The sequence below is a fragment of the Spirulina sp. 06S082 genome (assembly GCF_034932145.1).
Taxonomy (GTDB): domain Bacteria; phylum Cyanobacteriota; class Cyanobacteriia; order Cyanobacteriales; family Spirulinaceae; genus CCY15215.
In genome coordinates this window covers 26,776-52,203 of record NZ_JAYGHV010000125.1, presented here as the reverse complement: position 1 = coordinate 52,203, position 25,428 = coordinate 26,776, and the positions used below count along the sequence as shown (strand labels likewise).

The following is a 25,428-nucleotide window of genomic DNA, read 5'->3' as shown; positions in this document are numbered from 1 at the left end:
GGTGAACTGATTGATAAAGCAATCATAAGTATTTTCGGGTACTGAATCTGCCCGACTTAAATCAGCAATTACATTAATTTCTGGACTGTGCGAGGAAACGTCAATTGCATCAGCTTTGGTGACACCAAAACGACGAAGAGTTGCGTTACTACCAATTTCTAACCCTCGTCCGCAAATATCTTTTTGATGTTTTTGGAGATATTCTTCCCAGTAGTGACGAACGATCGCCGTACCTCGTAATTTACCATCCCCCAAAGGGCGAAAACTGCGAAATTGTGCTGCCCGCAGATAGCGAATGGGTAAACTTTTATAAAAGTTCCAATAAAGGCGTTGTAAGGGCTTTTTGAGGGAAAACATCGCAAGAATTGTTTATTGATACATTGGCTCTTTTCCTGTTTCGATCCAAAGGAGAATTTGTTGTACCCGCTTATCCGTCGTATGGAATTGTTGAATGCGACGACGGGCATTTTCTGCAATTTTGCGGGCAAAAAGAGCATCCGATCGCAATTGTTGAATGCGATCGCGTAGTTCTTCTGGGGTATTAAATAAGAGTATCTCTTTTCCATCCTCAAATAGTGCTTTATTACGAGGGCGATCGGGAATTTCCCAAGAGAGGACGGGACGACCCGCAGCCATCCCTTCAATGACTCGCGGGGTGTAAGTTTTAACAAAGTGAGGCAAATTCACAACAGCCATTCCCGACTGTAGTGCCTGCAACCAATTGAGATAGTGACTTTTGCGAAGATGACGGAGGATATGAAGATAAAAGGGATAAAACCAAACAGACCGAGGATTTTCCTTGAAACGACGGGTTTGAGGACGATGCAACCATTCAAAAATCTTAGTGCGTAATGTTTCCTCATCGGGGGACTGTTTCAGGCTTAAATACCCTTGAAGACAGGGAGAGTCTAACCATGCTTGTCGTCCGTGATAGAGACTCCCCATAAATAATGCTTGATTGTAAGTTGGTGGGGGGATATTATTATAAATTGGGCGATGGGCAACAGAACAGGGAGTCCAAATGCAAGGCAGCCCCCAACGTTGCTTGATGGCGATCGCATCTGCTTCATCAAATACCAAAACATGGGTTAAATAGGGCAAACATTTTTCTACTTCTGCTTGGGTTCTTTGCATATCGGGCAGTTCGGCCATTTCTGCTTCCGTATAATCATAAATCGATTCCGTGAGCAAACCAACCCGCACGGGGGCTAAAGTTGCCAGCATTTCTAATTGTGCTTCGCTGACATCTCCCCCATCTCGTGCTGAAGATAATACTAAGTCATTAATCCAGACTTGATCGAAGGTTCGTCCGCGAATAATTTCTTTAGCCAGGGAAAGCCAAGGAGTCGTAATAACAAGCACTTCAACAGAATTGGCTTTTAGCCCAGCTTCCCAACCTAAATGGACATTATAAGACCATGCTCGGGCTGCTGGCCAACTGTGCATCTCACATTGAATCAGAAGTATTTTAGTAGATTGCAAATGACCCCCTCAAGATTCGCGAAAACGGCGATCCATTAACATGATTTCATCATAAGTACCTAAATCGATGTAAGTCCCATCCACAATGTCTAAACCGTGGAAATTTAAACCCTCGGCGATCGCGCGATTCATAATTGCTGCAAAATCGGATATCCCTTGACTCACGCATTGATGTAAATATTCCGTAAAGCGCGATCGCCACATCATACAACCCCACATTTTCGTTAAGTGGGTATGCTGGGGTTTATCGACAATTTCTAAGATACGGCCGGTTTCCTGCGATCGCACCATGCCAAATTTTTCTGGGTTTTCTGTCCCAAATAAGGCCAAAACGCCATCTATTTCCGGTTGGGCAATTTCCGATAAGCGACGAAATACCCCCTCGGGCTGCATTATCGTGTCTGCCATACCAAAAAAGACGGTTTTACCCCGTGTCAGATGATAGGCTGAATCGAGGGCATGGGCAAGACCAGGAGAAGTAGATTTTCCTTGGCGATCGCCTATTTCTTGGACGACATAGCTAATATGACAGCCAAACCTGTGACCGTTGCCAAAATAGCCGATTAACTGGTGTTTACTCTCATTAATAACAAAGACAATATGGTGTAAATTTGCCCCCACCATCTCATCGAGAACAAACTGAGAGATGGGTTTATAGCGGTTTTCGCGAATAACGGGATAGAGTTCTTTAGGATAAGGTAAACCCAAGCGTTTTCCCTCTCCTGCTGCGGGAATGAGACCGATCGCCCCTTCGGGAATCTGTAATTTTCCTGCTAACATGACCGATCTTGAGTGAAGAGATTAGGGGAGTTCTGTAACCACTGGATTAACTCAGTTATTCCTTGTTCTGGTTGCACTCGTGCTTCCCAACCTGTAGCCCGTTGAAACTTGCTCGAATCGGTGACAAAGTAACGCAAATCTCCAAAACGCCCTTCCTTGAAGTTAACATCGGCTTTACATTCTAGGATTTTTTCGATGCGATCGATACATTCGAGTAATGAAATGGTCTGATTGACTCCACCTCCCAAGTTGTAAATACCGGGTTGCGGCGATCGATAAAATGCCCCAAAAGCTGCTGCTGCGTCCCTTGCGTAGAGAATATCCCGCACTTGCTTCCCCGTCCCAAAGATCGTCAGGGGTAATCCTAACATGGCACGGATAGCGAAATTGGCCACCCAACCATGATCCTCTCCTCCAAATTGGTTGGGTCCGTAGATTCCTGTTAAGCGAAAACAAGCTGCTTTGAGTTTAAAAGTATCAATATAAGCCTGTAGATAGATTTCATTGCTACGCTTAGAGGCGTGTAATGGCGTTACAGTGCCTTGTAGTAGGGGTTCGCTTTCATCAATGGCTGGGGGTTGGCGAAGATAGCGAGTTTCAGCTTCAGTGAGGGAAGCATTGATGCGATCGGGTCCAAAGGTATGAATGCTGGAACAAATCGCAACGGGAATTTGATGCGTGCGGGCTGATTCTAATACATTGAAGGTTCCTAGGGTATTGGTCGAAAAATCGAGTTCTGGATTCTCCCATGAAATCGTCATCGCTGGTTGTGCCGCCGTATGACAAATATAATCGCACTGACTGCTATATTCAAGCAATGCTGCTTTGTTGCGGATATCTTCCACAACTATTTCTACTCCCATCTCTTCCAATTGCGATCGGTTGTAGTCCCTTGCTGCTGGAGTCATGTACGGATTGCGAGCAAATTCATGTTTGGCTAAGTTATCATAAGCGATGACTTCTTCGCCGCGATCGCGAAAATAGACGCAAATATGATAGCCTAAAAAACCACAACCCCCTGTCACCAACACTTTCATAAACTATTCAATCCCCGTAAAATTAACCAAAAATTACGCAATCCAAGATGAGCGAATTTTGTTGTTATGGCATTAGTAATATCATCAAATTGTTCGGCTTAACAATTACTTGAGAAAATTTGAGTTCTCCTCGCAAAATTTCAAGGTCTGGCGAATCGTTTCTTCTAAACTCATCTGTTGTGCAAATCCCAAGGTCTGGAGGCGATCGCAACGAAAATCTAAATCGTCTTTCTTTTCTCCCGGTTTGGGTTCGGGGCGGTGGATGGGAATCTTGCGATCGTAAACTTCAAAATACACTTTCCGTACCATTTGAGCAACTTCAAGAATACTGTAACTTTGAGTTCCTCCTAAATTATAAATCTCCACGGATTGCAAATTTTTGTGCAGGAGTAAGTCAACAGCGCGGATCGCATCGGGAAGGGGGATAAAATTGCGAACCTGTAAACCAGAAGACCTTAAAACAAGGCATTGTTGCGCGATCGCTTGGCGACAAAGATCGTTTGCAACAAGCGTCCAACAATTTGTCCCCCAATAAAGAGGCGCACCCAAGAGATTTGCCGAGCGAATAATGGACGCGCCATATTTTCTTTGTCGTGCGTACATTCCAACATATAATTCTGCCATTCCATGAGTTGAACTATAGGGATGAGTTGGCGCGATCGCAGTCTCTTCCGTGATGATACCTTTTTCATTGATCCCATAAACATGAAAGGTTGAAAAATAGATAAATTGTTGTAATTCTTTACCTAAAACTTCTAAAAGATTGAAAGTTCCTTGCACATTGGTTTGCAGTGCTGCGGTAGGATTGTTTTGACAACTTAGGGCATTTAATGATGCTAAATGGATCGCCGCATCAATTCCTCGCCCAATACCTTGCAATGTCTCCGGTTTCGTGATATCCCCTTGCCAAATCTCTAAATCTTTAACCCAGTCTGACAATTCTACAGGAATTCGTCGCAGGAGCAAACGCAATTCATAGTCTGGCTGCGATCGCAAAAACTCTACTAACTTGCCTCCAATGTATCCTAAAGCACCTGTAATTAAGATTTTCATGTTAATTTTTCATCGATTAGTGATGTTTTAATGACCAATCATAGGGAATAGAAGCAGTAAAGGGATTGCATCGCTGTATTTCTTCGGGATCGTGGGGAATTGTCGCACAATTAGCAACCATTGCTTTTGTCGTCCCAATACCTTTAAATCCATTCCAAATTAACGGTGGAATAGTGACTAAACAATAATTGTCTTCACCTAAAAAGAGTTCTTGGACTTCTCCTTGAGTTTTAGACGTTTCGCGATCGTCATATAAAACCAATTTAATCGTACCCAAAATAACAGCGTAATTTAAAGTGATTTTAGTATGAAGATGCCAGCCTTTGATCGCCCCCGGATACACAGTAGAAAAATAAATCTCCCCAAATTTTTGAAAATGCGGTGCATCCGATCGCAACATCTTTAAAATTGTTCCTCGTTCGTCGGGAATACGTTCTAAGGGATGAATTTGAACTCCTTCAATTCCCATAAATTATACCTCTTGCAAACTTGTTTTAAAATAGTCTTGATACCATAATTCTCAACCGATCCCGTAATGCTAACCAAATGGCGATCGAGTCCTTCTTGAAAAAAGCGAGACTGAGGAACGCGATCGCGAATTAAACCGATAACCGTCCCACCGCGATCGCAGAGTTCTTGCACCAACCAACTTCCTAGTAATCCCGTACAACCCGTAACAAAAATCGATCGCCCACACCAAAATCCATTCATACTCAATTCTCTACGCTAAATTCCTTTCATTGTTTCAAATATTCGCAATCTCGTAAAGTTTCCCTACATTACCACAATTCTCAATTAAATTTTCCATTATTTTAAGCAAGGATTATAATGACTCAAATCATACATTTTTGATTAAACTATTCGGAGTATTTTGTGAGCAATTTTTTCCCCAATCTCAGCACTTTTTCCGATCGAGAACGCGAATTGCGTTTAGATGTCTTGAAAGCAGCCGAAAAATATTATCAGTTCAAATTCTCGCAGCAAGAATTTATTCCAGGTGAAACCTATATTCCCGCATCCGGCAAAGTTTTGGATGAACGCGAACTTTTTGCTTTACTAGATTCATCTCTCGATCTTTGGCTAACAACAGGACGCTACGCTGAGAAATTTGCCAAACAGTTTGCTGAATGGATAGGAGTCAAGCACTGCTTGCTGGTCAATTCCGGCTCATCTGCTAATTTATTGGCATTATCAGCCTTAACTTCCCCTCAACTTGGCGATCGCCGTCTTGTATCCGGTGATGAAGTCATTACCGTTGCTGCGGGTTTTCCCACAACAGTTAATCCGATTGTACAAAACCAACTGATTCCCGTCTTTTTGGATATCAAAATATCAACTTATAACATCGATACGTCTTATTTAGAAGAGGCATTATCCCCAAGAACGAAAGCCATTATGTTAGCTCATACCCTTGGAAATCCCTTCGATCTTAAGGAAATACTCAAATTTGCTCGAGAACATAATCTCTGGGTTATAGAAGATAATTGTGATGCCTTGGGCAGTTTATATGAAGGGAGAAAAACCGGAACTTTTGGTCATATTTCTACATTCAGCTTTTACCCCGCTCATCATATCACAATGGGGGAGGGAGGGGCGGTTTTAACCAATGATAGCCATCTCAAAAAAATTATCGAGTCTTTTCGGGATTGGGGAAGAGATTGTTGGTGTCCTCCCGGAAAAGATAATAGTTGTCAAAAACGCTTTACTTGGCAATTTGGCAATCTACCCGATGGTTACGATCATAAATATACATATTCTCATATTGGATACAATTTTAAAATGACAGATATGCAAGCAGCTGTGGGTTGCGCTCAATTAGAGAAATTGGCTGGCTTTATCGAGAATCGCAAAGCAAACTTTCGGTCTTTTCAAGATAAAATTAGCAACTTAAATCATCTTTTCTATCTCCCCCAAACCACAATTGCCTCAGAACCTAGCTGGTTTGGATTTCCCCTCACGATCAAAGAATCTTCAACTTTAAACCGAGAAAGACTTATTACCTTCTTAGAACAGCATAAAATCGGCACTCGTTTATTATTTGCGGGAAACATTGTCAAACAACCCGCTTACCAAAATGTTAAGTATAGAATTATTTCTGAATTGAAAGTGACCGATCTAGTGATGAATAATACCTTTTGGTTAGGGGTTTATCCTGGGATATCAGAAGCGGCGATCGCTTATATTTATAAAACTTTAGAACTGGGAATCAAGAAAAGTTTTGAAAAGTAAAAATCGACACTATATTTTCATTTTTCTGGTCTTTAATCTGAAGATAAAATCGGAGTCAAAATTTCAGAAATGCGTTTTACCACTATTTTATTTCCCTCGCCTGATAAATGAGCATAATCAAGATAGACATGACTTTCTACACTATCAAATATATGAGTTAGATCGTAAACCCAAAATAAGTTTTCTTGTTCGAGCTTTTTTTGAAATAAGAAATACATAAGTTTAAACGTTTCATAATAAGACTCTCCTGGAGACGATTGGTTAAAACGATAATTTCCAACAAAGCGCATTGGTTGAAGAAGAACGATAAAATTTCCTCCTCGAGATGTTACAATATCGTGAGCTATTTTCCAGTTTTGAATCATAGCATTGGCGACCTTATCCGCATAATTAGGATCTTGCAAACATAGAGGAGATAAATCTCTGGAACTATCCCAAAGGTTTTGGTTACGACGTTTGAGAAGATTGAGGAATTTTAACGTCGAACCATAGAGAGTTTGTTTGAAAGCTCCAAAAATATCTTGATTATATTGCTGATATTGCTCTAAGATTTGTCCGAACTGTTGACTAAAACCATAAATATTAACTAACTTTTCATTAGATTTAAATACATCATAACAGGAAATCATTGGATCATTAACACCATCTAAAAATACAACATAGTCTAAAGAATAAGATTGATTGGCAAGATTGATTAATTTCGCAAGGCTCTGACGACTTGTGTAAGCCAATTGACCGTGATTAAAAACTAGATAGTCAGGAAAATTTTGTTTGATTAATGAGGGAATAGTTTCTTTATCTTCTGCTCCCATTCCCCACATGGTTGAGCCACCAAAAAATCGGATAACACCTTTATTTTTCTCTTGAGAAGATGTAGGAACAACGATCCTCTCTCCCTGTTGATTAGTATTTACATATTTGCCTTCATGTTTTGGCCAAGTAAAACCGATAAAAGGATAAAATTGTATGAATTTAAAATTGATTTCATTGGTTTCTGTTTCAAGTTGTTTTATGTAATCGCGATCGCGGTGTCGGAAAGGAAGCTCGGGCCAGTGAAACGGATAAAAGGTTTCTTTTCCGGGATATATAGACATGGCAAGGGAGATGCCCAAAGAACTGACAAGATTTATTGTCATTAATATTGCGACCAAAACAACAATGTTAATGCTAATAATATAGACAAAGTTTTTACGCTTATTTCGCTTTTTTTTGAGGCTTGACATATTTGAATAAATCTAAGGTTTTGCTAAAATTTCCCGATCGATGAGATCGAGTAGATCGAATGATAAGTGTTCGTCAAATTTGCGGGCAAACAAACAATCCGATACCAGTAATTCCTCCCAATAGGTCATATCTAGCACAAGATGGCATTCGTAGCGGTAGTTTTCTGGTCGCCAATCAATAAAATGGCTGCCATTTTCAACAACATCAGTGCAAGGCGAAATCGTACAATCCATGAGGATTTTTTGAGCAAAGGGAGATTGTTTAAGAATTGAATGAAACAAAATTTCTTCTGGAACTAATACTTGGTTATGGAAGCGGAGGATATTTGGATTTTGCTTGACAAAATCGAGAAGATAATTAATACAATCTAGAGTTAATGCCCACCACGAACTCCCCTTGTAAGGGACAAAATCTCGTATATACGATCGCGAACCCATCACTCGCATGGTTAAGAATTGATGTACTGACTGTAATCGAAGTCGCAACTTATGAGGCAAGGAGGATCTCGGGTTAAAAAGTGGATTATCAAAAAAATAGCGATAGGCAATATGTTCGTAAGAACCATCATCTAAAAAAGCGTTTGTTTGCGGGACGAGATTACCGTCAACTCTAATCCATTCTTTATCTGCTACGCTCAGTTTTTGGCGAATTGCAGTCAAAGGTTTAATGGGGTAATCATTACCACTCAGATAAATACAGTAGCTGAAGTTGACTGAATCTTGAACTGAGTATTGTCGAACGGTTTGCATTAAATGTAATATAACTCGGAGCAAACTAGACCCTCCCCAATAGACCTTTTTGCGTTGAGAAAGAAAGATTATATTGTCAGCTTTTTCAACAGATTGTTGAAATAAATGAAGGTTTGATTTTGCATTAATATGTATAAAAAAATAATCATCGCGATGATATAAAGCACGAATCATGCGCCCTAATTGCTTGGGTTGATGATGGGCGGCAATAATATAAGCAAGATGTGTCATAATGAGTGTGAAGAGGAAGGATTATCAACTAGCACGTTGTGAGATTATGGTCTAGTAAAACCAACAAATTTTAACAAAATAGTGACAGGTCGATTGTCCGGATCGGGAAGTTTTTGGTACTGAGAAAATTGCAATTGAATTTTCTGTTTTTCTAATTTTAAACTTAAAGGAATCTCTAACTCAAACTCCCCTAATGATAAAACTTGAGTTGCAATAGGTTTTTCATTCACCAAAACTGTTAACTCTGTGGTAAAGTTCGGATCGTCAATTTGAGGGAGCATTCCTTGAATTTTAAGCTGAGATTGTTCGGCTTTTGGAGTTAATGTAAAATAGACCGATTCAGACAGCCAGCTATCCTCATACATTCCTGAATATTCTAAGGCAGAATTGGCGAGATCGTCGGGAAAAGAACTCAAAGAGGAGGGAGGCTGTAAGTTAGCATATTCTTCTGGGGAAATGAGAGAAATATTGCGACCAAAACCGACTACTTTTCTCGGATCGCGTCGCACTTCTCGACCATATAAATTCATCAAACCTTGTCTTTGAGATTGAGTAAAAAATTCTCCTTCTCTTCCCATATCCAAGCTGATATACTGTCTTCCTGCAATAGTTTGGGGAGTCAGAGGAGGAGAAATAACCCGAGCCGATCCTCGACCTGTTAAGGGGAGTAACTCTCGTTTTGTCCCGATCGCTGCTGCGGGAGGAAGTTGATTTTTACCATCTCCTTGCAAACTGGTGGTCATGTCTAGCATTAACCGTGCATTGGGAGAGGGGTGAATGACTTGAAAGAGAAAATGTTGTCCAAGTGGAACCATTTTGCGATCGCGCAGCATTTCGGAAGTAGAATTACGGAAAAAATAATCGGGTTGCGAAGGATAAAAACGCGGGCCAAGTTGGGAACTCAGAAAAAGTAAATAATTTTTTACGTTCTTTAATGGTAAAGGAACAAAGTCGTCATCAAAATCTAAACTCAGATCATTAGTAAAATATTGAAAATTCAATGTTTCTTTGTGATTTGTAGTCACTAAAATTGTATTTTTTTCTTGAAATAACTGATTTTCCAAATTCAAGTTTTCTTTAAAAAAAAGATTATATTTTTTCTTTTTAAACGTCTCGTGCAAATCAAATAAATATTTATTTTGGGAATTTTCTTTGTTAAATTCTTCTTCAAAAACTCTATTAATATTTAAAAAATGAATGGTTTTATCTTGTTTATAAAATCCTAAAACCCCAAGCAAAGCTCGAGAATTTGTATGTATCAATATTGGATCGTGTTTATGGGCATCCATAAAAACCTTAGCTTCTGAATAAACACCAGAGGAAGAACCTTGATAGATTTCAACTAAAACAGTCGAAAATCCTCGACTATCTTCTAGATAACTAAGTTGAGTTGATAAATTCAAAATCCCCAGAATAATTAAAGGCAATAATCGCAGAACACGAGAAGGAATTAAAGTTAAACAAAATAAGACAAAACTCCCTAGTAAAAACGGCTGGATAAACATTCCCAACTTAAATAAAGTAAATCCTTTTTTTGCAATAAATAAGTAAAATCCTAAACTCAACATAATTCCAGTAACTAAAATAATAGGTTGAGTTTTAGGTAATTTGCAAGCGATCGCAAAAATCATTGTAACTAAAATTATTGCTCCTAAAAAAATACTGAGAGATAGCCAAGGTTCTGAAGGTAATTTAGCAAGATGTTGTATTCCCCAAAGATTTGCCAAACCACTCGGAATTAAAAAATAGGAAAAAATTTTATCTCCAAAGGCATTTTCTTGAATGCGATTAAGATTAAAAGTAACAAATCTAACAGAATCGACTAAATAAGTATTGAGAATAAGAATAGTTATACCTGTAATAACTAGGGTTTGGACTATCCACGCTCTCAGATATTCTGTTTTTTTAATCCAGCAAATCATTATAGACATTAAAAAACTAGAACCTAAAAAAAACAAAATTTCTGGATAAGTAATTAATAAGCTAGAAATAGTCAGACCTGCTAATATTCCATATTTTAATAAAGAATTGCGATCGCCAGATTTGACGCGATCGAATAACAAAATAATAGACCCAATTAAAAAGCCTAAACCACTCATCTGAGCGAGTAACTGATAAAATGTGCCTAAACTGACAAGAGCAGATACACTCATCATTAAACAAGTCCAAAAAGTTGCCTCTAGCCAACCTGTAAACGTATAAATTAATGCTCCAGTTGTGCTAATTAATACTAAATGAAAGACTAAAATTAGAGGCATAAAGACAGCATAAATAGGTAATCCTGTAACACTAGAAATCCAAGCTAGTAATAGATCGCCCCCTATTCGATGCCCTTGTCCTACTAAAGACGCAATACCAGCATATAAATTATTTATATTCTCTGCCAAGAAATTAGAGGAAAAAAGGTCAAAATAGGAATGATTAGAAAAATATTTAGCTGATATGGTATAATAACTTGTCATGTCTGGATTAGCATAACTAATCCAATCAAAGCCAAATTCTAAAAAAGGACTTCCTGTTAAAAAAGTAGAAAATAAAAAAATACCAACAAAAGGAAAATATTTTTTCCAAGGAAATTCAATTTTTTGAATATAATAAATTAAAATACTAGAACAGAATAAAGTAATAGTAATCGGGATGCCTAAGAACTTAACTGGAATCCCTAAGCGATTTCCCCAAAACACTAACAATAGCGTTACACTCATACCAATAACTGGTGCAAGGAGTGTATTTTGGAGACTATTGTTTTTTGGATTGAGAAGGTTTATAATAGCGTAGCCAACGAATAACCAGAAAATAAAGAGGGAAAGGACTAATAAAATAGCAAGCATTTGTATCGTTATAAAACTTAGGCGATCGCCATTTTAACAGATATTGAACTAAAATTAATCTTTTACAATTTTTTTAAACATTGCATGAGACATTCTCGTATTTTATCCAATTTTCTGCAACGCTATTCCTACACGATTAACGTTTTACTGGCTCTAGCTTGGAAGGATATCAAACTTCGCTACAAGAAATCTTTGTTAGGTTTCTTTTGGAGTTTGTTAAGTCCTTTGATTTTTTTGACTATCTTTATTCTCGTTTTTAAGAAAGCCTTTCCCGAACTGGAAAACTATCCCCTTTTTGTTTTAACAGGAATCATTTATTGGAACTTTTTCTCCACAACAACAGCGCAAATTTTAATCTCTGTTACCGCTTCTGCACGCTTATTAAAATCCATTGCAATCCCTTCTGTTGTCTATCCGGCTGCAACGGCACTTGCTTCTGCATTTAACTTTCTCATGTCTTTAATTCCCTTCGCCCTTCTGTTTGTATTACTGGGAGGAAAATTTACCTATCATCTCTTGTTTATCTTTCCCGTTACTGTTCTCTTTGCTCTTTTTATATTAGGATTGTCTTTAGTTTTAACCTCGTTAAACGTTTATTTTAGCGATGTTGGTATACTTTGGAATAGTATTCTTCCTGCCTTACTCTATTTCACCCCGATCGCCTACCCATCTTCCTTGATTCCTCCCGAATATGCAGGCATCGTGCAGCTTAATCCTTTATACCACTATGCGATCGCCATTCGCGAGGTTTTATACTGGAATCGCATTCCTTCTCTAGAATTGTGGCTAAAAATTAGCGCGATCGCATTATTGTCATTCTTTCTCGGATACAATGTATTTCGGAAACTTGAACGATATTTTATTTCATCGATTTAAACTAGAATATGAGAGAAACAATTATCGAAGCGAGAAATGTTTACGTTAATTTCTTTATTCAAAAATACGGCATTAACTCCCTCAAAAAATACTTTCTTTCCTTGGGAAAACAAAAACTTTTTGAGCAAAAACAAGTTCTCAAAGGCATTAATCTAGATATTTATAAAGGAGAAAAATTTGGGATTGTCGGGATTAATGGCGCAGGAAAAACAACCTTACTGCGCGTCCTAGCTGGAATTATTAGACCCGATCGCGGACAAGTCAAAGTGTATGGTAGAGTTGCCCCTTTATTAGGATTGGGAGTAGGCTTAGAACTCGAATTATCAGGACGAGAAAATATTGGCTTATGCGGCACATTAATGGGTTTAAGTAAATCTGATATTCGCTATTTGACCCGTGAAATTATCGAATTTTCTGAACTGGGAGAAGCAATTGATATGGAAGTTAAACGCTATTCTTCGGGAATGTTGGCGCGTTTGGGATTTGCAGTTACCACAGCAGTTTTAGAGTCAGAAAAAGCCGAGATTTTGATTATTGATGAAGCCTTAAGTGTTGGGGATGCAGGGTTCAAAAAGAAATGTAAAGAGAGAATGGACAAAATTTGTCAAAGTGGCGCAACAATCATCCTAGTTTCTCATACAGAAGGAGAAATGCGAGAAATATGCGATCGCATCGGCTGTATGGAAAATGGTACAATTTCTCGCATCGGTAACACGGACGAAATCTTCGACTACTATAGCGATCGCTTTTAATCCTGTTACATGACCAATATCTGAATTCATACGCTGAACGGGAAATTGTACTATTTCTACAGTACATCTTTTTTGCCAGAACGCGATCGCACAACCCACATTAACTATCCTTCTTGACGATTCACAGACAAAGGACAAGGAACAGATTTTTCTCCCGTCCAATCTGTAAAAGTAGTCTCATCCCGGTAATGTCGAGGTGTTTGTAGCATCAACTGCCAAACTTTTCCCACATCCAATAAATTAAAGCGATCGCCATAGTGAGTCAGCAAAAGTTCTTGTACCATCGGATAGTAATCCGAGTTCATACCGGGAAAAATATGATGTTCTGTATGATAGGAAAAGTTCAAATGCAGCACATCAAATATCTTCGGCACTCGCAGAGAAATACTATTAATTAAAGGGTCATTAATCGCCGTCATTTGACAGAGCATATGATTCGTATAGATATAAAACATTGCTCCACTATAGCCAATCCAAATCGGTAAAAAGTAACCCAATAATAACTTGATAGGATGAAAATCAAGGAAGATTAAGATACTTGAATGAATCGCGATCGCCAGTAGCAATTCCCAGCCGATTGCCCTACGTTCTTGGGGACTCACTGTAAAGGAAAATACGGGATATTTGGTTGTCCCATTATTAAACAAAAACACCGAACTGAGATTGCGAAAAGCATGAACTCCCCAAGAATGTGCCATCCCAATTGTTAATAAAATTGGATTTACTTCTGCGGAAGGAACAAACTTATTTTGAATCCATTTACCCCAGTTTTTGGGTTGTTCTTCCAAATAATTTCGATCTGGGTCTTGGAAAGAGTTTGTGTTATTATGATGCTCTCGATTATGAACTGCTTTCCATAGGGTCGGAGGCATCCATAACATAGTTAATCCTAATAAAACGATCGCCTGCTTTAACTGGGGTTTTTTAATAGTCGCACTGTGCATGATATTGTGGGTACTAAATAGCGCCACAATGACGCTATTCCCCATAATTAAAGCAAGAGGTAGATACAACCACAAGAAATACCAATTCCAGCGATCGAGACTATCGGCAATTCCCCAACCTAAGATTAAGATTGCGAGATTGATCCCTAGAATCAAAACGTAGTTGTTGTCGGGTTGAAATGCTTCGGGAGGAAGTAATGGGCGCAGTTTTTTGGCATATTCAGCCTGAGTCATTAAGGGTTTAGACTCAACAAGATTCACCATGAATGTATTAATAAAAAACAAAGATTGGGACATTATAAAACTCAAATCAATTAAACTATTGATTTGATTTGAATCTCGATCGCGCAGGTGAATCGCAATGATAGAGAGCAAAAATACTCATCTAAGTGTTTGGATTTAAGTGCTTGAATTCAAGATATACAAGAGATTACAACATCTTTCGCACATCTGTAACTGTACCATTGATTGCCGCAGCGACTACCATGGCTGGACTCATTAACAAGGTGCGCCCGGTAGATGACCCCTGACGACCCTTAAAATTGCGATTGGAGGAGGATGCACTAATTTGATCTCCCTGCAACTTATCGGGGTTCATCGCTAAACACATGGAACAGCCAGCCTCTCGCCACTCAAATCCCGCTTCGAGGAAAATGTGATGCAGTCCTTCCGCTTCTGCTTCCTTCTTCACTCGTTCCGATCCCGGTACGACAAAGGCTTTTACGCCATTAGCCACCTGATGACCTTTGGCAAATTTCGCCGCTTCTCGTAAGTCACTTATGCGACCATTAGTACAACTACCAACAAAACAGACATCTACTTTTGTACCTTGAATCGGCACCCCAGGATCGAGTTTCATGTACTTATATGCTTCTTCAGCAATGTCGCGATCGCCTTCCGCTAAACTCTCTGCGGTGGGAATCCTTTCATCAACCCCGATCCCTTGTCCAGGGGTAATTCCCCAAGTCACCGTGGGGGGAATCTCTGAAGCATTAAATGTCACGATATCATCGTATTCGGCATCGCGATCGCTTTTAATCCCATTCCACCAAGAGACAGCTTGTTCCCAGTCTCCCTCTTTGGGCGCAAAATCTCGCCCTTTAAGGTACTCGTAAGTCGTTTCGTCGGGGTTAATATAACCGCATCGCGCCCCCCCTTCAATGGACATATTACACACTGTCATGCGTTCTTCCATTGACATCCTCTCAAAAGTAGTCCCCGCAAATTCATAGGCGAAACCAACACCGCCTTTTACACCTAATGTGCGAATAATGTGCAGGATGACATCTTTCGCATAAACTCCTGGTTTTAAGTCACCATTCACTTCAATTTTACGAACTTTTAATTTGGAGAGGGCGAGGGTTTGAGAAGCAAGCACATCGCGGACTTGAGAAGTACCTATGCCAAAGGCGATCGCGCCGAATGCACCGTGGGTAGAAGTGTGAGAATCACCACAAGCTACCGTCATCCCAGGTTGCGTTAGTCCCTGTTCTGGGGCGATAATATGAACAATCCCCTGATCTCCAGAACCGATGTTATAGAAGCGAATACCGTACTCTTTGCAGCTATTTTCTAGAGCCTGCATCATCTCTTCCGCTAAGACATCCACAAAAGGACGCGCTTGGTTTTCTGTCGGGACAATATGATCCACCGTGGCAACCGTGCGATCGGGAAACAAAACCTTTAATCCTCGTTCTCTCAGCATGGCAAAGGCTTGAGGGCTGGTCACTTCGTGAATTAAATGCAGTCCGATGAATAATTGCGTTTGACCCGAGGGCAATATTCCCACGGTATGTAAGTCCCAAACTTTATCAAATAATGTGCCTTTGCTCATACTGTCCAATTAATCAAACTCTCTAGAGGTTAGCATTATATCAAATTCTGTTCCCTGTTCCCGTTTATTTTAGGAAATGTTCTACCTATTCTCTGTTTGTAGGGGTGCATCTCGGTTTTGCAAAAAAGTTGCTGGCAGGGTGGGCAGGGTATCCTCTTAGTTACTTATTTTGGGGTAAAGTAATCGTAAATTCAGCATATTGACTCAATTTGCTTTCCACTTCAAGTTTTCCCAGATGTTGCTCCACAATAATATTTTGTGTCAGGAATAATCCCAAACCCGTTCCTTCTCCAATGGGTTTAGTTGTGAAAAAAGGAACGAATAATTTTTCTTGAATTTCTGGTGCTATTCCTTCACCATTATCGCGAATCAAAATAACAACCTTGTCACCTTGATTCTGCGTTGTTAACCATAGTTTTGGCTTTTCAGCGTTCGGATTCTCGGTTTTAAATTTCGTTTCCAGAGAATAACAGGCATTATCAATTAAATTAATAAAAGCGCGACTGAGATCCCCTTCCGCTACATTAATTAAACCCAATGAATCGTCATATTCTTTACAAATATCAATAAAAATACCTTGTTTGCTGGCTCGTCGGCTATGGTATGCAAGTTGTGCAGCGCGATCGAGTAACTCATTAATATCTGTGGGCTGATGAGAATTTTGCTCGGAACGTGCGTGTTGCATCATACTGCGAATTATCCCTTCAACTCGCTGTCCTTGTTGATAAATGATCGAGGCATTATTTTGTATGTCCTTGAGTATCTCCTGAAAATATGAAAAATCTTGGGGATCGAAGCGATCGCGATGCTTTTCTAAGTTTTCCAAGACTTCTTTAATTAGCTCTTCAGATGTTTCAGCATAATTGGTGATAAAATTAAGCGGATTGCGAATTTCGTGGGCAACTCCTGCGCTTAAGAGTCCTAGTGTTGCCAATTTTTCTCGGGCAATGAGTTGTGATTGTGCTTCTTCAAGGTTGGCTTTACTCTGAGCGAGTTGTGCTTGTAATACCTGAGAATATTGTCCGCTCTCACTTTGATTTTTGGGAAGGCGATCGGAGGAAAAATTTAAAAAATTTCGATTTAGGGCAATTGCTGCTTGCTGACAAATAAAATTTAATACTTTTAATTGTTGTTGGCTATATTTCTCTATTTTCTCTTGACTTTCTAAGTAAATAATTCCCTTGAGGAGATCGCTATCCATGAGAGGGAGGCACGCAAAAAATTGAGGTTTATGGGTTTTAATATAAGAATCAGCGCTCAAATTCTCTTGTGCTAAAACATCTTCGCTAAAAAGAATTTTCTCTGTTTGAGAAACCCATTGAATGACAGTTATTGGTACTTGCTGGCTATCTTGCAAAGGGATTGATGAAAGTAATACTTTTACTTGTTTGGTGACTTTTTCTCCTGTTGCAGCCATTAACCATTTGTTATCTTGAGGCAAAAGTAGCACACCTTTAGATAGCCCCGTTTCTTCTAACATGATTTGTAGAATCTTAGAGGGCAAACGATCGCCCTGCCTTTCTTCTAAAAGAGAATAAACTGCTTCCATTACACTATCCGAGTTGAGGCGATCGGCAATATACGAGTCTGTTGAAGTCATGGTTTCTGGAGTAATTAGAGTGATGGCTGCATTATCAACAATCAACCTGATTCTTGAGTTTTGGGGGGCAGATGCTACAACTAGGGTCTATATGCAATGATATATATCAAGATATATATCTTAAGGATACCATCGAACTATTTTTTTTCACAGCAAATATTTTAGCATTTGTGCGGTGCAAACAATCTACTATTTTTAGATTTAGTAACACTACTGCGTTAAAGTCCTTGATTAAGTGAAGTTTACTTCGATCTCTCAAAATATTTAAGTGTTTATTCTCGTTATGAAAAATCCCTTAACTATTATAGTCATTGGTGGAGGAGCCGCCGGTTTTCTGGGGGCTGTGACTGTAGCCTGTCGTTATCCTCATGCCCAGACAATTATCCTGGAAGCTGGCCAAGAATTTCTAGCTAAGGTGCGTATATCGGGTGGGGGACGTTGCAATGTGACTCACTATTGTTTCGAGCCAGCTTTGTTGGTGAAAAACTATCCGAGGGGAGGAAAAGCCTTACTCGGTGCATTCAGCCGTTTTCAGCCTCGCGATACGATCGCCTGGTTTGCAAGTCGAGGAGTCAAGTTAAAAACTGAAGCTGATGGGCGTATGTTTCCGGTGAGCGATCGCTCGGAAACAATTATTGATTGTCTATTAACGGAGGCCAAAAAACAAGGGGTGCAATTGCGATCGCGATCGCCAGTAAAATCTTTAGAAAAATTAGGCGATCGGTTTAGTATTACCTTAAAAACGGGAGAGATTTTAAATGCTGACCGTGTTTTAGTGGCAACAGGTAGCAATCTTTTGGGATATCGTTGGGCGAGGCAATTTGGGCATACAATTATTACGCCTATTCCCTCTTTGTTTACCTTTAAAATACCCGATTCTCGCTTGCAGAATTTAGCAGGAATTAGTGTCGATCGCGTTCAAGTTCGCTTATTACATGAGGGAAAAAATAAACTAGAACAAATCGGACCGCTTCTGATTACCCATTGGGGATTAAGCGGTCCCGCAATCTTGAAACTATCGGCATGGGGGGCGAGAATTTTATGGGAACATCGCTATCATCTTTCTTTACTTATTAATTGGTTGCCGGATGAAAATGCAGAAACTCTGCGCCAAAAATTTATACAAATTAAATCAGAAACTCCTCGGCGAAAAATGTTTAATTATTGTCCTTTTTCTTTGCCCAAACGTTTATGGCAAAATTTATTAGCTTCTGCTGCTATTTCTCCCGCTAAAGTTTGGGCAGAATTATCGAAGAAAGAGTTAAATTGCGCGATCGCGGAACTGGTTAACGGAAAGTACACCATTCAAGGAAAAACGGCGTTTAAGGAGGAATTTGTCACCTGTGGAGGGGTCAGTCTCAAAGAGATAAATTTTAAGACAATGGAAAGTCGCAAATGTTCGGGATTATATTTTGCTGGCGAAATTCTCGATATTGACGGCATTACAGGAGGGTTTAATTTTCAAAGTGCTTGGACGACGGGATGGCTGGCTGGATCCTCAATATAGGGAGTGGGGAGTAGGTATTTGTTCTGAATTCATCATCAAAAATTCACAAATCAATCTCCTTTTGTAAAGATTCAGTGAAAATGCGGAATTTCTCTGGACAAAACTGAGATAGCTCGCGTAAGCTAGAAGGTAATTCAACGAGGACAACGGGGAGGGAATTATTATGAACGGATCTAAAATTTTTGGGGCGATCGCGGGAACAACTTTAAGTTTAATCGCTATCATGGGCGCTACTACTGGCGCAGCAAAGGCTTTTACAATCGGCGGCCATCTTGATGGGGCAGAATTTGATGCTTTGGGTTTAGAGATTCCTTGGGCAGCAGAAAGTCGCATTGGTCGGGTTGGCGACCACGAGATCAATATTCACGATATTAACAATGATGCTAACAACCGCGTTCAGGCAAATTACGATCAATGGGTCAGTGGCGAAGCTGTAGATTTTTCCTTGGTTTTTGATAATATTGCTAACACTTTAACCTATACAGTGGCTGGGGTAGAGGTGTCCAAAACTGAAATATTTGAAGATAATTTTTCTGACCTTTATATCAGAACTAGCGCGCGTCAAGATGATACCAGTATGCTTGTCGATAACTTGTTTTTAAGCGATGCGTCTATGTCATCAAGTATTGCAGCCATTTCTAGCGCTTCTTGTTCTGGCAATGTGGGTTGCGGTTACTATGATGCCGACTATCTTCACATTGGCGATATTGTCGGCAATTTCACTTTAACTGGGCGATCGACGATGACTTGGGGTGAAATAAAACCCAATAATTCTAATCTTGCTTATCAAATTAAGTTAGTTGAAGGCGAAACGGTAGATGTTCCGGAACCGGCTTCTCTATCCCTACTTTCCCTGAGTTTATTTGGTTTATTAGCTGCGGGAAAACGTCGCAAAGAAGCTGGCGATCGCTAGATTTAAAAGTATTACAAAGTTTGATGTGAGAGTAGTTCTCGATGTTCAATCCGCCTTCATTTCAGAAAGCGGATTTTTTTTTGAGTTAAACTCCTACAGGACTTTAAACTGTCACAACCGATCGCGTTTTCGCTGCTACGAGGGAGACAAAATTAGAGAGAATTTTTAATCCGGCTGTTGAGGACTTTTCTGGGTGAAATTGGACAGCAATGAGATTATCTCGGGCGATCGCGGCGGTAATTTCTTGGGTCCCGTGGGTGACAGTCGCCGCCCGAATTTGCGGATCGAGGGGATCGACATAGTAAGAGTGAACGAAATAAACATAAGGATTTTCTCCTAATCCTTGCCAAACGGGGAGACTCGGTTGCTTAAATGAGAGTGTATTCCAGCCCATGTGAGGAATTGTGAGGTTAGGTTCGGAATGGAAGCGTCGCACCATTCCAGGAATGATTCCCAGTCCAGGTTCTGTGCCTTCCTCAGAACCATCAAAGAGGATTTGTAGCCCCAAACAGATGCCGAGAAAAGGTTTTCCCCTTGCAATGGCATTTTTAATCGGTTCGACGAGATGGCGCGATCGCAAATGCTGAACCGCAGGATCGAATGCTCCTACTCCCGGTAAGACAATACCATCTGCTGTGGCGAGATCGGCATGAGAATCAGTGATTTTGGTTGTTGCACCTGCGTTTTCGAGTCCCTTGCAAGCCGAGTGCAAGTTACCCATGTCATAGTCGATAACCGCGATCGATACCATTGTTATTCCGGGAAAAGGACAATTTAAACTGTGGCAATACCACTGGGTAGATCGTACCTCAAATCGAGACGAATTTGTTATACTATCTGGAAACGATCGAATAGAGAATGAAGGGTTAAAGCATCTTTCTAAATTTTTAGCTTCCACAATCAAAACTCGGTGATGTTTGCATATTTCTGGCGCATAATCTGCGGGACAACGGTTCTCTTTGTCGGCTTAACTTCTCACTCTCTTAGTTTGGCTCAATCGATTACCACGACATCCGATGAAACAGGGACAATCATTCAACAAGAAGGTAATACTTATCGCATTCAAGGTGGAACGCGATCGCAGGACAATCTCTTTCATTCTTTCCAAGATTTTGGTTTAAATAGTAATGAAATTGCGGATTTTCTTTCTTCTCCAGACATTCAAAATATTTTAGGACGAGTTACCGGGGGCGATCCTTCTGTTATTAATGGTCTAATTCAACTCACGGGAGGTAATTCTAATCTCTATTTAATGAATCCTGCGGGGATTGTTTTTGGGGGGAATGCCAGTTTAAACGTGCCTGGTTCTTTTGTAGCAACAACCAGCGATCGCATTGGTTTTGCTGGCGGTTGGTTTAATGCGACGGGAGAGAATAATTATCAAGATTTAATCGGCACACCCGATCGATTTGCGTTTTTGAGCGATAATCCTAGTGCAGTTATAAATCAAGCTAATTTAGCAGTTAAAACCGGGAATGATGTCACTTTTATTGGTGGGACGGTAATTAATACAGGAACAATTTCCGCGCCAGGAGGTGATATTACTTTAGCGGCTGTACCTGGAACAAATTTAGTGCGAATATCTCAAGCAGGCAGGCTTTTAAGTGTAGAATTATCGGCGGAGGACATTGCTGAAGGAATTACCCCGCTAGAACTACCAGAATTATTAACAACACCTGGAATTGAAGCGGCGATCGACAATCTTCCGGCACCTCAAAACGGCGATATTTTGATTAGCGGTCAAATTCAGGGGGAAACGGTGAATTTTATGGCAGCAAATCGGGTGAATGTTGTCGATACAGAAACCCCTTTAATTTTAACAGGAGATGGGACAAGAAGTGCGCCGACGGTGACAATATTTCCCGAAAATATAGACGATCCTTTAGCTTATGTTTTTATCGATGCGCTAGTCGAAAATTATCAAGATTTTCTCTACAATGGCAAAGCTGGAACTGTTTCTTTTGTGGTTACTCCCGAAGATAATGGTATATCTTTTATTAGCGAACAATTAGCACAAATTTCCGAACAAGAACAAAAAATTGATGAAGTTCACATTCTCTCAGAAGGAAATGAGGGTAATTTTTGGTTAGGTAATGCTTATGTGTCAGGAGAAACAATAGACCAATATCGAGATAATTTTCAGAGTTGGAGAAGTGCCTTAAGTCAAGAGGCAGATATATTATTGTATAGTTGTTTTACAGCATTAGGAGAAGCTGGGGAATCTTTAATGCAGGCGATCGCCACAGAAACAGGGGCAGATGTCGCAGCATCCACGAATTTAACAGGAAGTTCGGTACTGGGTGGAGATTGGATTTTAGAGAAACAAATTGGCAATATTGAAGCAAATTTAGCTTTCAAATCATCTATTTTAGAAGAATATCAAAATACTTTAGCCGTGTTTACTGCCAGTAATAGTGCTGAGTTAATACAAAGTATGATAGATGCTCACAACATGGCCAGTAATGATACAATTAATTTATTGCCTAATACTATTTTTACTTTAAGTGCGCCATTGCAAGATATTTTTGGAACGAGTGGAACTGTAACCATTAATGGATTTAATTCAACGATTGATGCTCAAGGAGCATCTCGAATTGTTACTGTTAGACCAGATGCAATTCTAACTCTCAATGATGTGACTATCCGTAATGGATCTGTACCGCTTGGAGTGGGAGTCGCTGATGATGGAGGCGCAATTTTGGTACGCCAAGGAACGTTAAATATTAACAATAGTACCCTCGAAAATAATACCGCAGCAGATAAAGGTGGAGCCGTTTTCGTTATTGAAGGACAATTAAATATTAGTAATAGTACAATTTCAGGTAATTCGGCTGTAAATGGTGGAGGAATTTTTAACGATCGCGGTACTCTAACCATTAGTAATAGTACGATTTCTGGCAACTCGACGATGATGAATGGTGGGGGAGTCTATAATGGTGGTGTTACAGGTGGCATCAGTCAAACATCAACAACGACGATTAGTAATAGTACAATTTCCGGAAATAGTTCTGGAGGTAAAGGTGGTGGAATTTTTAATTATAGTTCGAGTTCTTATACTGGAATCTTAAATGTCTATAACAGTACGATCTATGGAAATATTTCTCCGAATAATGGTGTAGGAATATTTAATGAAAAAATTCTGGGAACAGGAAATGCGATCGCCAATATTCGCAATACAATTATTGCCGGCAATATTTCTATCAATCAACCCAATGAACGAGATGTAAAAAGTGAAAATTCCTCCTTTAACGATCTAGGAAATAATCTGATTGGAGTTGTTGACGGTGCGATCGGATTTGGTACTTCTGGGACACTTTCTGGCACATCAACTAACCCTCTCGATCCCGTTCTTTCTCCCTTGGGTAACTATACTGGAGACACTCAAACCCATATTCCTCTTCCTGGAAGTCCTGCTATCAATACCGGAAGCACAACAGGAACTCCCAGTACAGATCAGCGAGGATTATCCCGAGGAACTTTAGTTGATATTGGTTCAGTGGAAGTGACTGCCGACCTACAAATTACTCAAAGCGTTAGCACAGATACTCCCATTTTAAATCAAGATATTGGTGTTGTTCTAACCGTACAAAATCTTGGTTTAGACCCCGTGGGAGGAGTTTTAGTTAGTAGTATTATTCCCAGTGGAATTACTTTAAACAGTATTGCTGCTTCTGCGGGAAGCATAACATTTAGTAATAATACTGCACTGTGGACAATTGGAAATCTAGATGGCAATTTCGATCTTATTGCGGAAGGAAATTCAGTCACGTTGACTTTAATTGGCCGTGTTAGCGATCCGAATATATTTAACTTAGTATTCTTGAATTTTATCCAAAGTAATGCTCTACAAGGAAACGATCCTAACTCATCTAATAATAATAGTAATTCTAATAGCATTTTACAAGCAAACGATCCTAACTCATCTAATAATACCATTCAATCTGATTTAACAACGATCGATCCTAATATTCTTCTCTCATTACTAGATTCACAATCAGAATCTCCTCTAATAGATAGAACTCCATTGCAATCCATTGTCAATACTTTCAGCGATGAAGCGATTTTTCTGGAAATTGAAGATACTTTTTCTCAAGAATACAAAGATTATCTAGAAATTGAAGAAGAAGAAATCATTACTTTACAAGAAGCGCAAAATATTCTCCGCAATATAGAAGTTATTAACGGTATCACTCCTGCGGTAATTTATGCTTATTTCAAACCGAAAAATTCTGGATTAAATGAAAACGAACTTTGGCGTTTCTCTCCCCGAGAAAACCAACAAACAAAGGTAAAACCCGAACCTTCTCCCGATGACGAACTGCATTTATTAGTCATTACACCCTCAAATCCTCCTATTCACCGTCATCTTCCCGAAGTCACCCGCGAAAAAGCGATCGCCGTTGCCGAAAATTTCCGCCGTACTGTAACTAATGTACGCCGTCCCAATGCTTATCTCGACCCCGCACAACAAATGTATCGCTGGTTGGTGGGTTCAGTTGTAGAAGAATTAGAAGAAAGAGGGGTGGATAGTTTATCTTTTGTCATGGATCGAGGACTGCGAACGATACCGGTTGCAGCTTTACATAATGGAGATAACTTTATTATCGATCGCTATAGTGTGGGAATGATGCCTAGTTTCTTTTTAACGGCACCGGAGTATCGAGATATTAAGAATCGTCAAGTTTTAGCAATGGGTGCCGATCGCTTCGTCGAATATGCACCCCTTCCCGCAGTTCCTACAGAATTAGAATTGATTAGTAATAAAATATGGCAAGGAGAATTTTATCTCAACGAAGGATTTACCACCGATAACCTCAAAAAAGCGCGATCGCAAAAGAGTTTTGGAATCGTTCATCTGGCAACTCATGGAGAGTTTAAATCCGGTAAAGCAGAGAATTCTTATATTCAGTTTTGGGATGAAAAATTGCCTCTGACGCGCTTTCGAGAATTGGGTTTAAATGATGCCCAAATTGAATTATTAGTGCTAAGTGCTTGTCGGACAGCTTTTGGCGATTCTGATGCAGAATTAGGCTTTGCAGGATTGGCGATCGCAACGGGGGTAAAAACGGCTATAGGAAGTCTTTGGTATGTTAACGATGAGGGGACTTTAGCCCTGATGACAGGGTTTTATTCCCAATTAGATAGTGCAGCAATTAAAGTGGAAGCATTAAGACAAGCACAGTTAAGTTTATTAAGTGGAGAAACCCGTTTTGAAAATGGACAATTGATTTTTCCTGAAGGAAGTTTCGATCTTCCCTCTGAATTATTAGCGAAAGGCGATCGCGTTTTCAATCATCCTTATTTTTGGAGTGCATTTACTACAATTGGTAGTCCTTGGTAAATAGGTGCCAGAAATCATCTAACACCTATTCTGTTTTGGAAATAT

General features: G+C 39.7%; 19 protein-coding genes and 1 pseudogene. 6 read left to right on the top strand and 14 right to left on the bottom strand.

Translation table 11 applies throughout. The features are described 5' to 3' along the window. The 7 genes and pseudogenes from VB714_RS08190 to VB714_RS08160 form a co-directional block, all read right to left on the bottom strand. A pseudogene (locus VB714_RS08190) lies at window positions 1-357 on the bottom strand (hypothetical protein); the annotation flags it as partial. A gap of 12 nt (window positions 358-369) precedes the next feature. Beyond that, window positions 370-1,446 carry a glycosyltransferase gene (locus VB714_RS08185; RefSeq protein WP_323222988.1) on the bottom strand — a complete coding sequence of 359 codons (1,077 nt, stop codon included), beginning with the start codon at window positions 1,444-1,446 and terminating at the stop codon, window positions 370-372. A 45-nt stretch (window positions 1,447-1,491) separates the two neighbouring features. After that, on the bottom strand, window positions 1,492-2,262 hold the full coding sequence (locus tag VB714_RS08180) for a sugar phosphate nucleotidyltransferase (protein WP_323222985.1): 771 nt from the start codon (window positions 2,260-2,262) through the stop codon (window positions 1,492-1,494). Next, the gene (locus VB714_RS08175) at window positions 2,256-3,299 is read right to left on the bottom strand and encodes an NAD-dependent epimerase/dehydratase family protein (RefSeq protein WP_323222982.1); all 1,044 of its coding nucleotides are present in this window, start codon (window positions 3,297-3,299) and stop codon (window positions 2,256-2,258) included. The genes VB714_RS08180 and VB714_RS08175 overlap by 7 nt, the downstream gene beginning before the upstream one ends. Window positions 3,300-3,404: 105 nt before the next feature. Continuing rightward, window positions 3,405-4,352 carry an SDR family oxidoreductase gene (locus VB714_RS08170; RefSeq protein WP_323222979.1) on the bottom strand — a complete coding sequence of 316 codons (948 nt, stop codon included), beginning with the start codon at window positions 4,350-4,352 and terminating at the stop codon, window positions 3,405-3,407. Between the two features lie 16 nt (window positions 4,353-4,368). Continuing rightward, window positions 4,369-4,821: a dTDP-4-dehydrorhamnose 3,5-epimerase family protein gene (locus tag VB714_RS08165; protein ID WP_323222976.1), complete on the bottom strand. Its 453-nt coding sequence runs from the start codon at window positions 4,819-4,821 to the stop codon at window positions 4,369-4,371. Beyond that, window positions 4,788-5,063, bottom strand: a complete 276-nt coding sequence (locus VB714_RS08160) for an NAD-dependent epimerase/dehydratase family protein (RefSeq protein ID WP_323222973.1) — start codon at window positions 5,061-5,063, stop codon at window positions 4,788-4,790. The genes VB714_RS08165 and VB714_RS08160 overlap by 34 nt, the downstream gene beginning before the upstream one ends. 162 nt (window positions 5,064-5,225) lie before the next feature. Between VB714_RS08160 and rfbH the strand changes: the two genes are divergently transcribed. Beyond that, window positions 5,226-6,581 (top strand): lipopolysaccharide biosynthesis protein RfbH, encoded by a 1,356-nt coding sequence (gene rfbH / locus VB714_RS08155; RefSeq protein WP_323222970.1) that lies wholly within the window; start codon window positions 5,226-5,228, stop codon window positions 6,579-6,581. 32 nt (window positions 6,582-6,613) lie between these two features. Here the strand turns inward: rfbH and VB714_RS08150 are convergent, their stop codons facing one another. From VB714_RS08150 to VB714_RS08140, 3 genes are read right to left on the bottom strand one after another with little or no spacing between them, the layout of a single operon-like run. After that, a complete protein-coding gene (locus tag VB714_RS08150; RefSeq protein ID WP_323222967.1) occupies window positions 6,614-7,804 on the bottom strand; it encodes a hypothetical protein in 1,191 nt (396 codons plus the stop codon). Between the two features lie 12 nt (window positions 7,805-7,816). Beyond that, window positions 7,817-8,785 (bottom strand): beta-1,6-N-acetylglucosaminyltransferase, encoded by a 969-nt coding sequence (locus VB714_RS08145; RefSeq protein ID WP_323222964.1) that lies wholly within the window; start codon window positions 8,783-8,785, stop codon window positions 7,817-7,819. Window positions 8,786-8,829: 44 nt separating this feature from the next. Further along, window positions 8,830-11,616: a hypothetical protein gene (locus VB714_RS08140; RefSeq protein ID WP_323222961.1), complete on the bottom strand. Its 2,787-nt coding sequence runs from the start codon at window positions 11,614-11,616 to the stop codon at window positions 8,830-8,832. Between the two features lie 84 nt (window positions 11,617-11,700). Here VB714_RS08140 and VB714_RS08135 point away from each other — a divergent pair, with 84 nt between their 5' ends. Then, a complete protein-coding gene (locus VB714_RS08135) occupies window positions 11,701-12,492 on the top strand; it encodes an ABC transporter permease (protein ID WP_323222959.1) in 792 nt (263 codons plus the stop codon). Between the two features lie 8 nt (window positions 12,493-12,500). Then, window positions 12,501-13,244, top strand: coding sequence for an ABC transporter ATP-binding protein (locus VB714_RS08130; RefSeq protein WP_323222955.1), 744 nt, complete (start codon window positions 12,501-12,503; stop codon window positions 13,242-13,244). A gap of 104 nt (window positions 13,245-13,348) precedes the next feature. Here the strand turns inward: VB714_RS08130 and VB714_RS08125 are convergent, their stop codons facing one another. The 3 genes from VB714_RS08125 to VB714_RS08115 form a co-directional block, all read right to left on the bottom strand. Beyond that, window positions 13,349-14,452: a fatty acid desaturase family protein gene (locus VB714_RS08125; protein WP_323222950.1), complete on the bottom strand. Its 1,104-nt coding sequence runs from the start codon at window positions 14,450-14,452 to the stop codon at window positions 13,349-13,351. 166 nt (window positions 14,453-14,618) lie between these two features. Then, window positions 14,619-16,022: a 3-isopropylmalate dehydratase large subunit gene (gene leuC, locus VB714_RS08120; RefSeq protein WP_323222947.1), complete on the bottom strand. Its 1,404-nt coding sequence runs from the start codon at window positions 16,020-16,022 to the stop codon at window positions 14,619-14,621. A 160-nt stretch (window positions 16,023-16,182) separates the two neighbouring features. Then, window positions 16,183-17,622 (bottom strand): ATP-binding protein, encoded by a 1,440-nt coding sequence (locus VB714_RS08115; RefSeq protein WP_323222945.1) that lies wholly within the window; start codon window positions 17,620-17,622, stop codon window positions 16,183-16,185. Between the two features lie 283 nt (window positions 17,623-17,905). Between VB714_RS08115 and VB714_RS08110 the strand changes: the two genes are divergently transcribed. Then, window positions 17,906-19,129 (top strand): NAD(P)/FAD-dependent oxidoreductase, encoded by a 1,224-nt coding sequence (locus tag VB714_RS08110; protein ID WP_323222940.1) that lies wholly within the window; start codon window positions 17,906-17,908, stop codon window positions 19,127-19,129. Between the two features lie 163 nt (window positions 19,130-19,292). Continuing rightward, complete coding sequence (locus tag VB714_RS08105; RefSeq protein ID WP_323222938.1) at window positions 19,293-20,042, top strand: choice-of-anchor W domain-containing protein; 750 nt, start codon at window positions 19,293-19,295, stop codon at window positions 20,040-20,042. Between the two features lie 103 nt (window positions 20,043-20,145). Here the strand turns inward: VB714_RS08105 and hisH are convergent, their stop codons facing one another. After that, window positions 20,146-20,793 carry an imidazole glycerol phosphate synthase subunit HisH gene (gene hisH, locus VB714_RS08100; protein ID WP_323222935.1) on the bottom strand — a complete coding sequence of 216 codons (648 nt, stop codon included), beginning with the start codon at window positions 20,791-20,793 and terminating at the stop codon, window positions 20,146-20,148. 162 nt (window positions 20,794-20,955) lie between these two features. On the opposite strand from hisH, the gene VB714_RS08095 reads away from it, so the two are divergent. Continuing rightward, window positions 20,956-25,383, top strand: coding sequence for a CHAT domain-containing protein (locus VB714_RS08095; RefSeq protein ID WP_323222932.1), 4,428 nt, complete (start codon window positions 20,956-20,958; stop codon window positions 25,381-25,383). The last annotated feature ends 45 nt before the right edge of the window (window positions 25,384-25,428 follow it).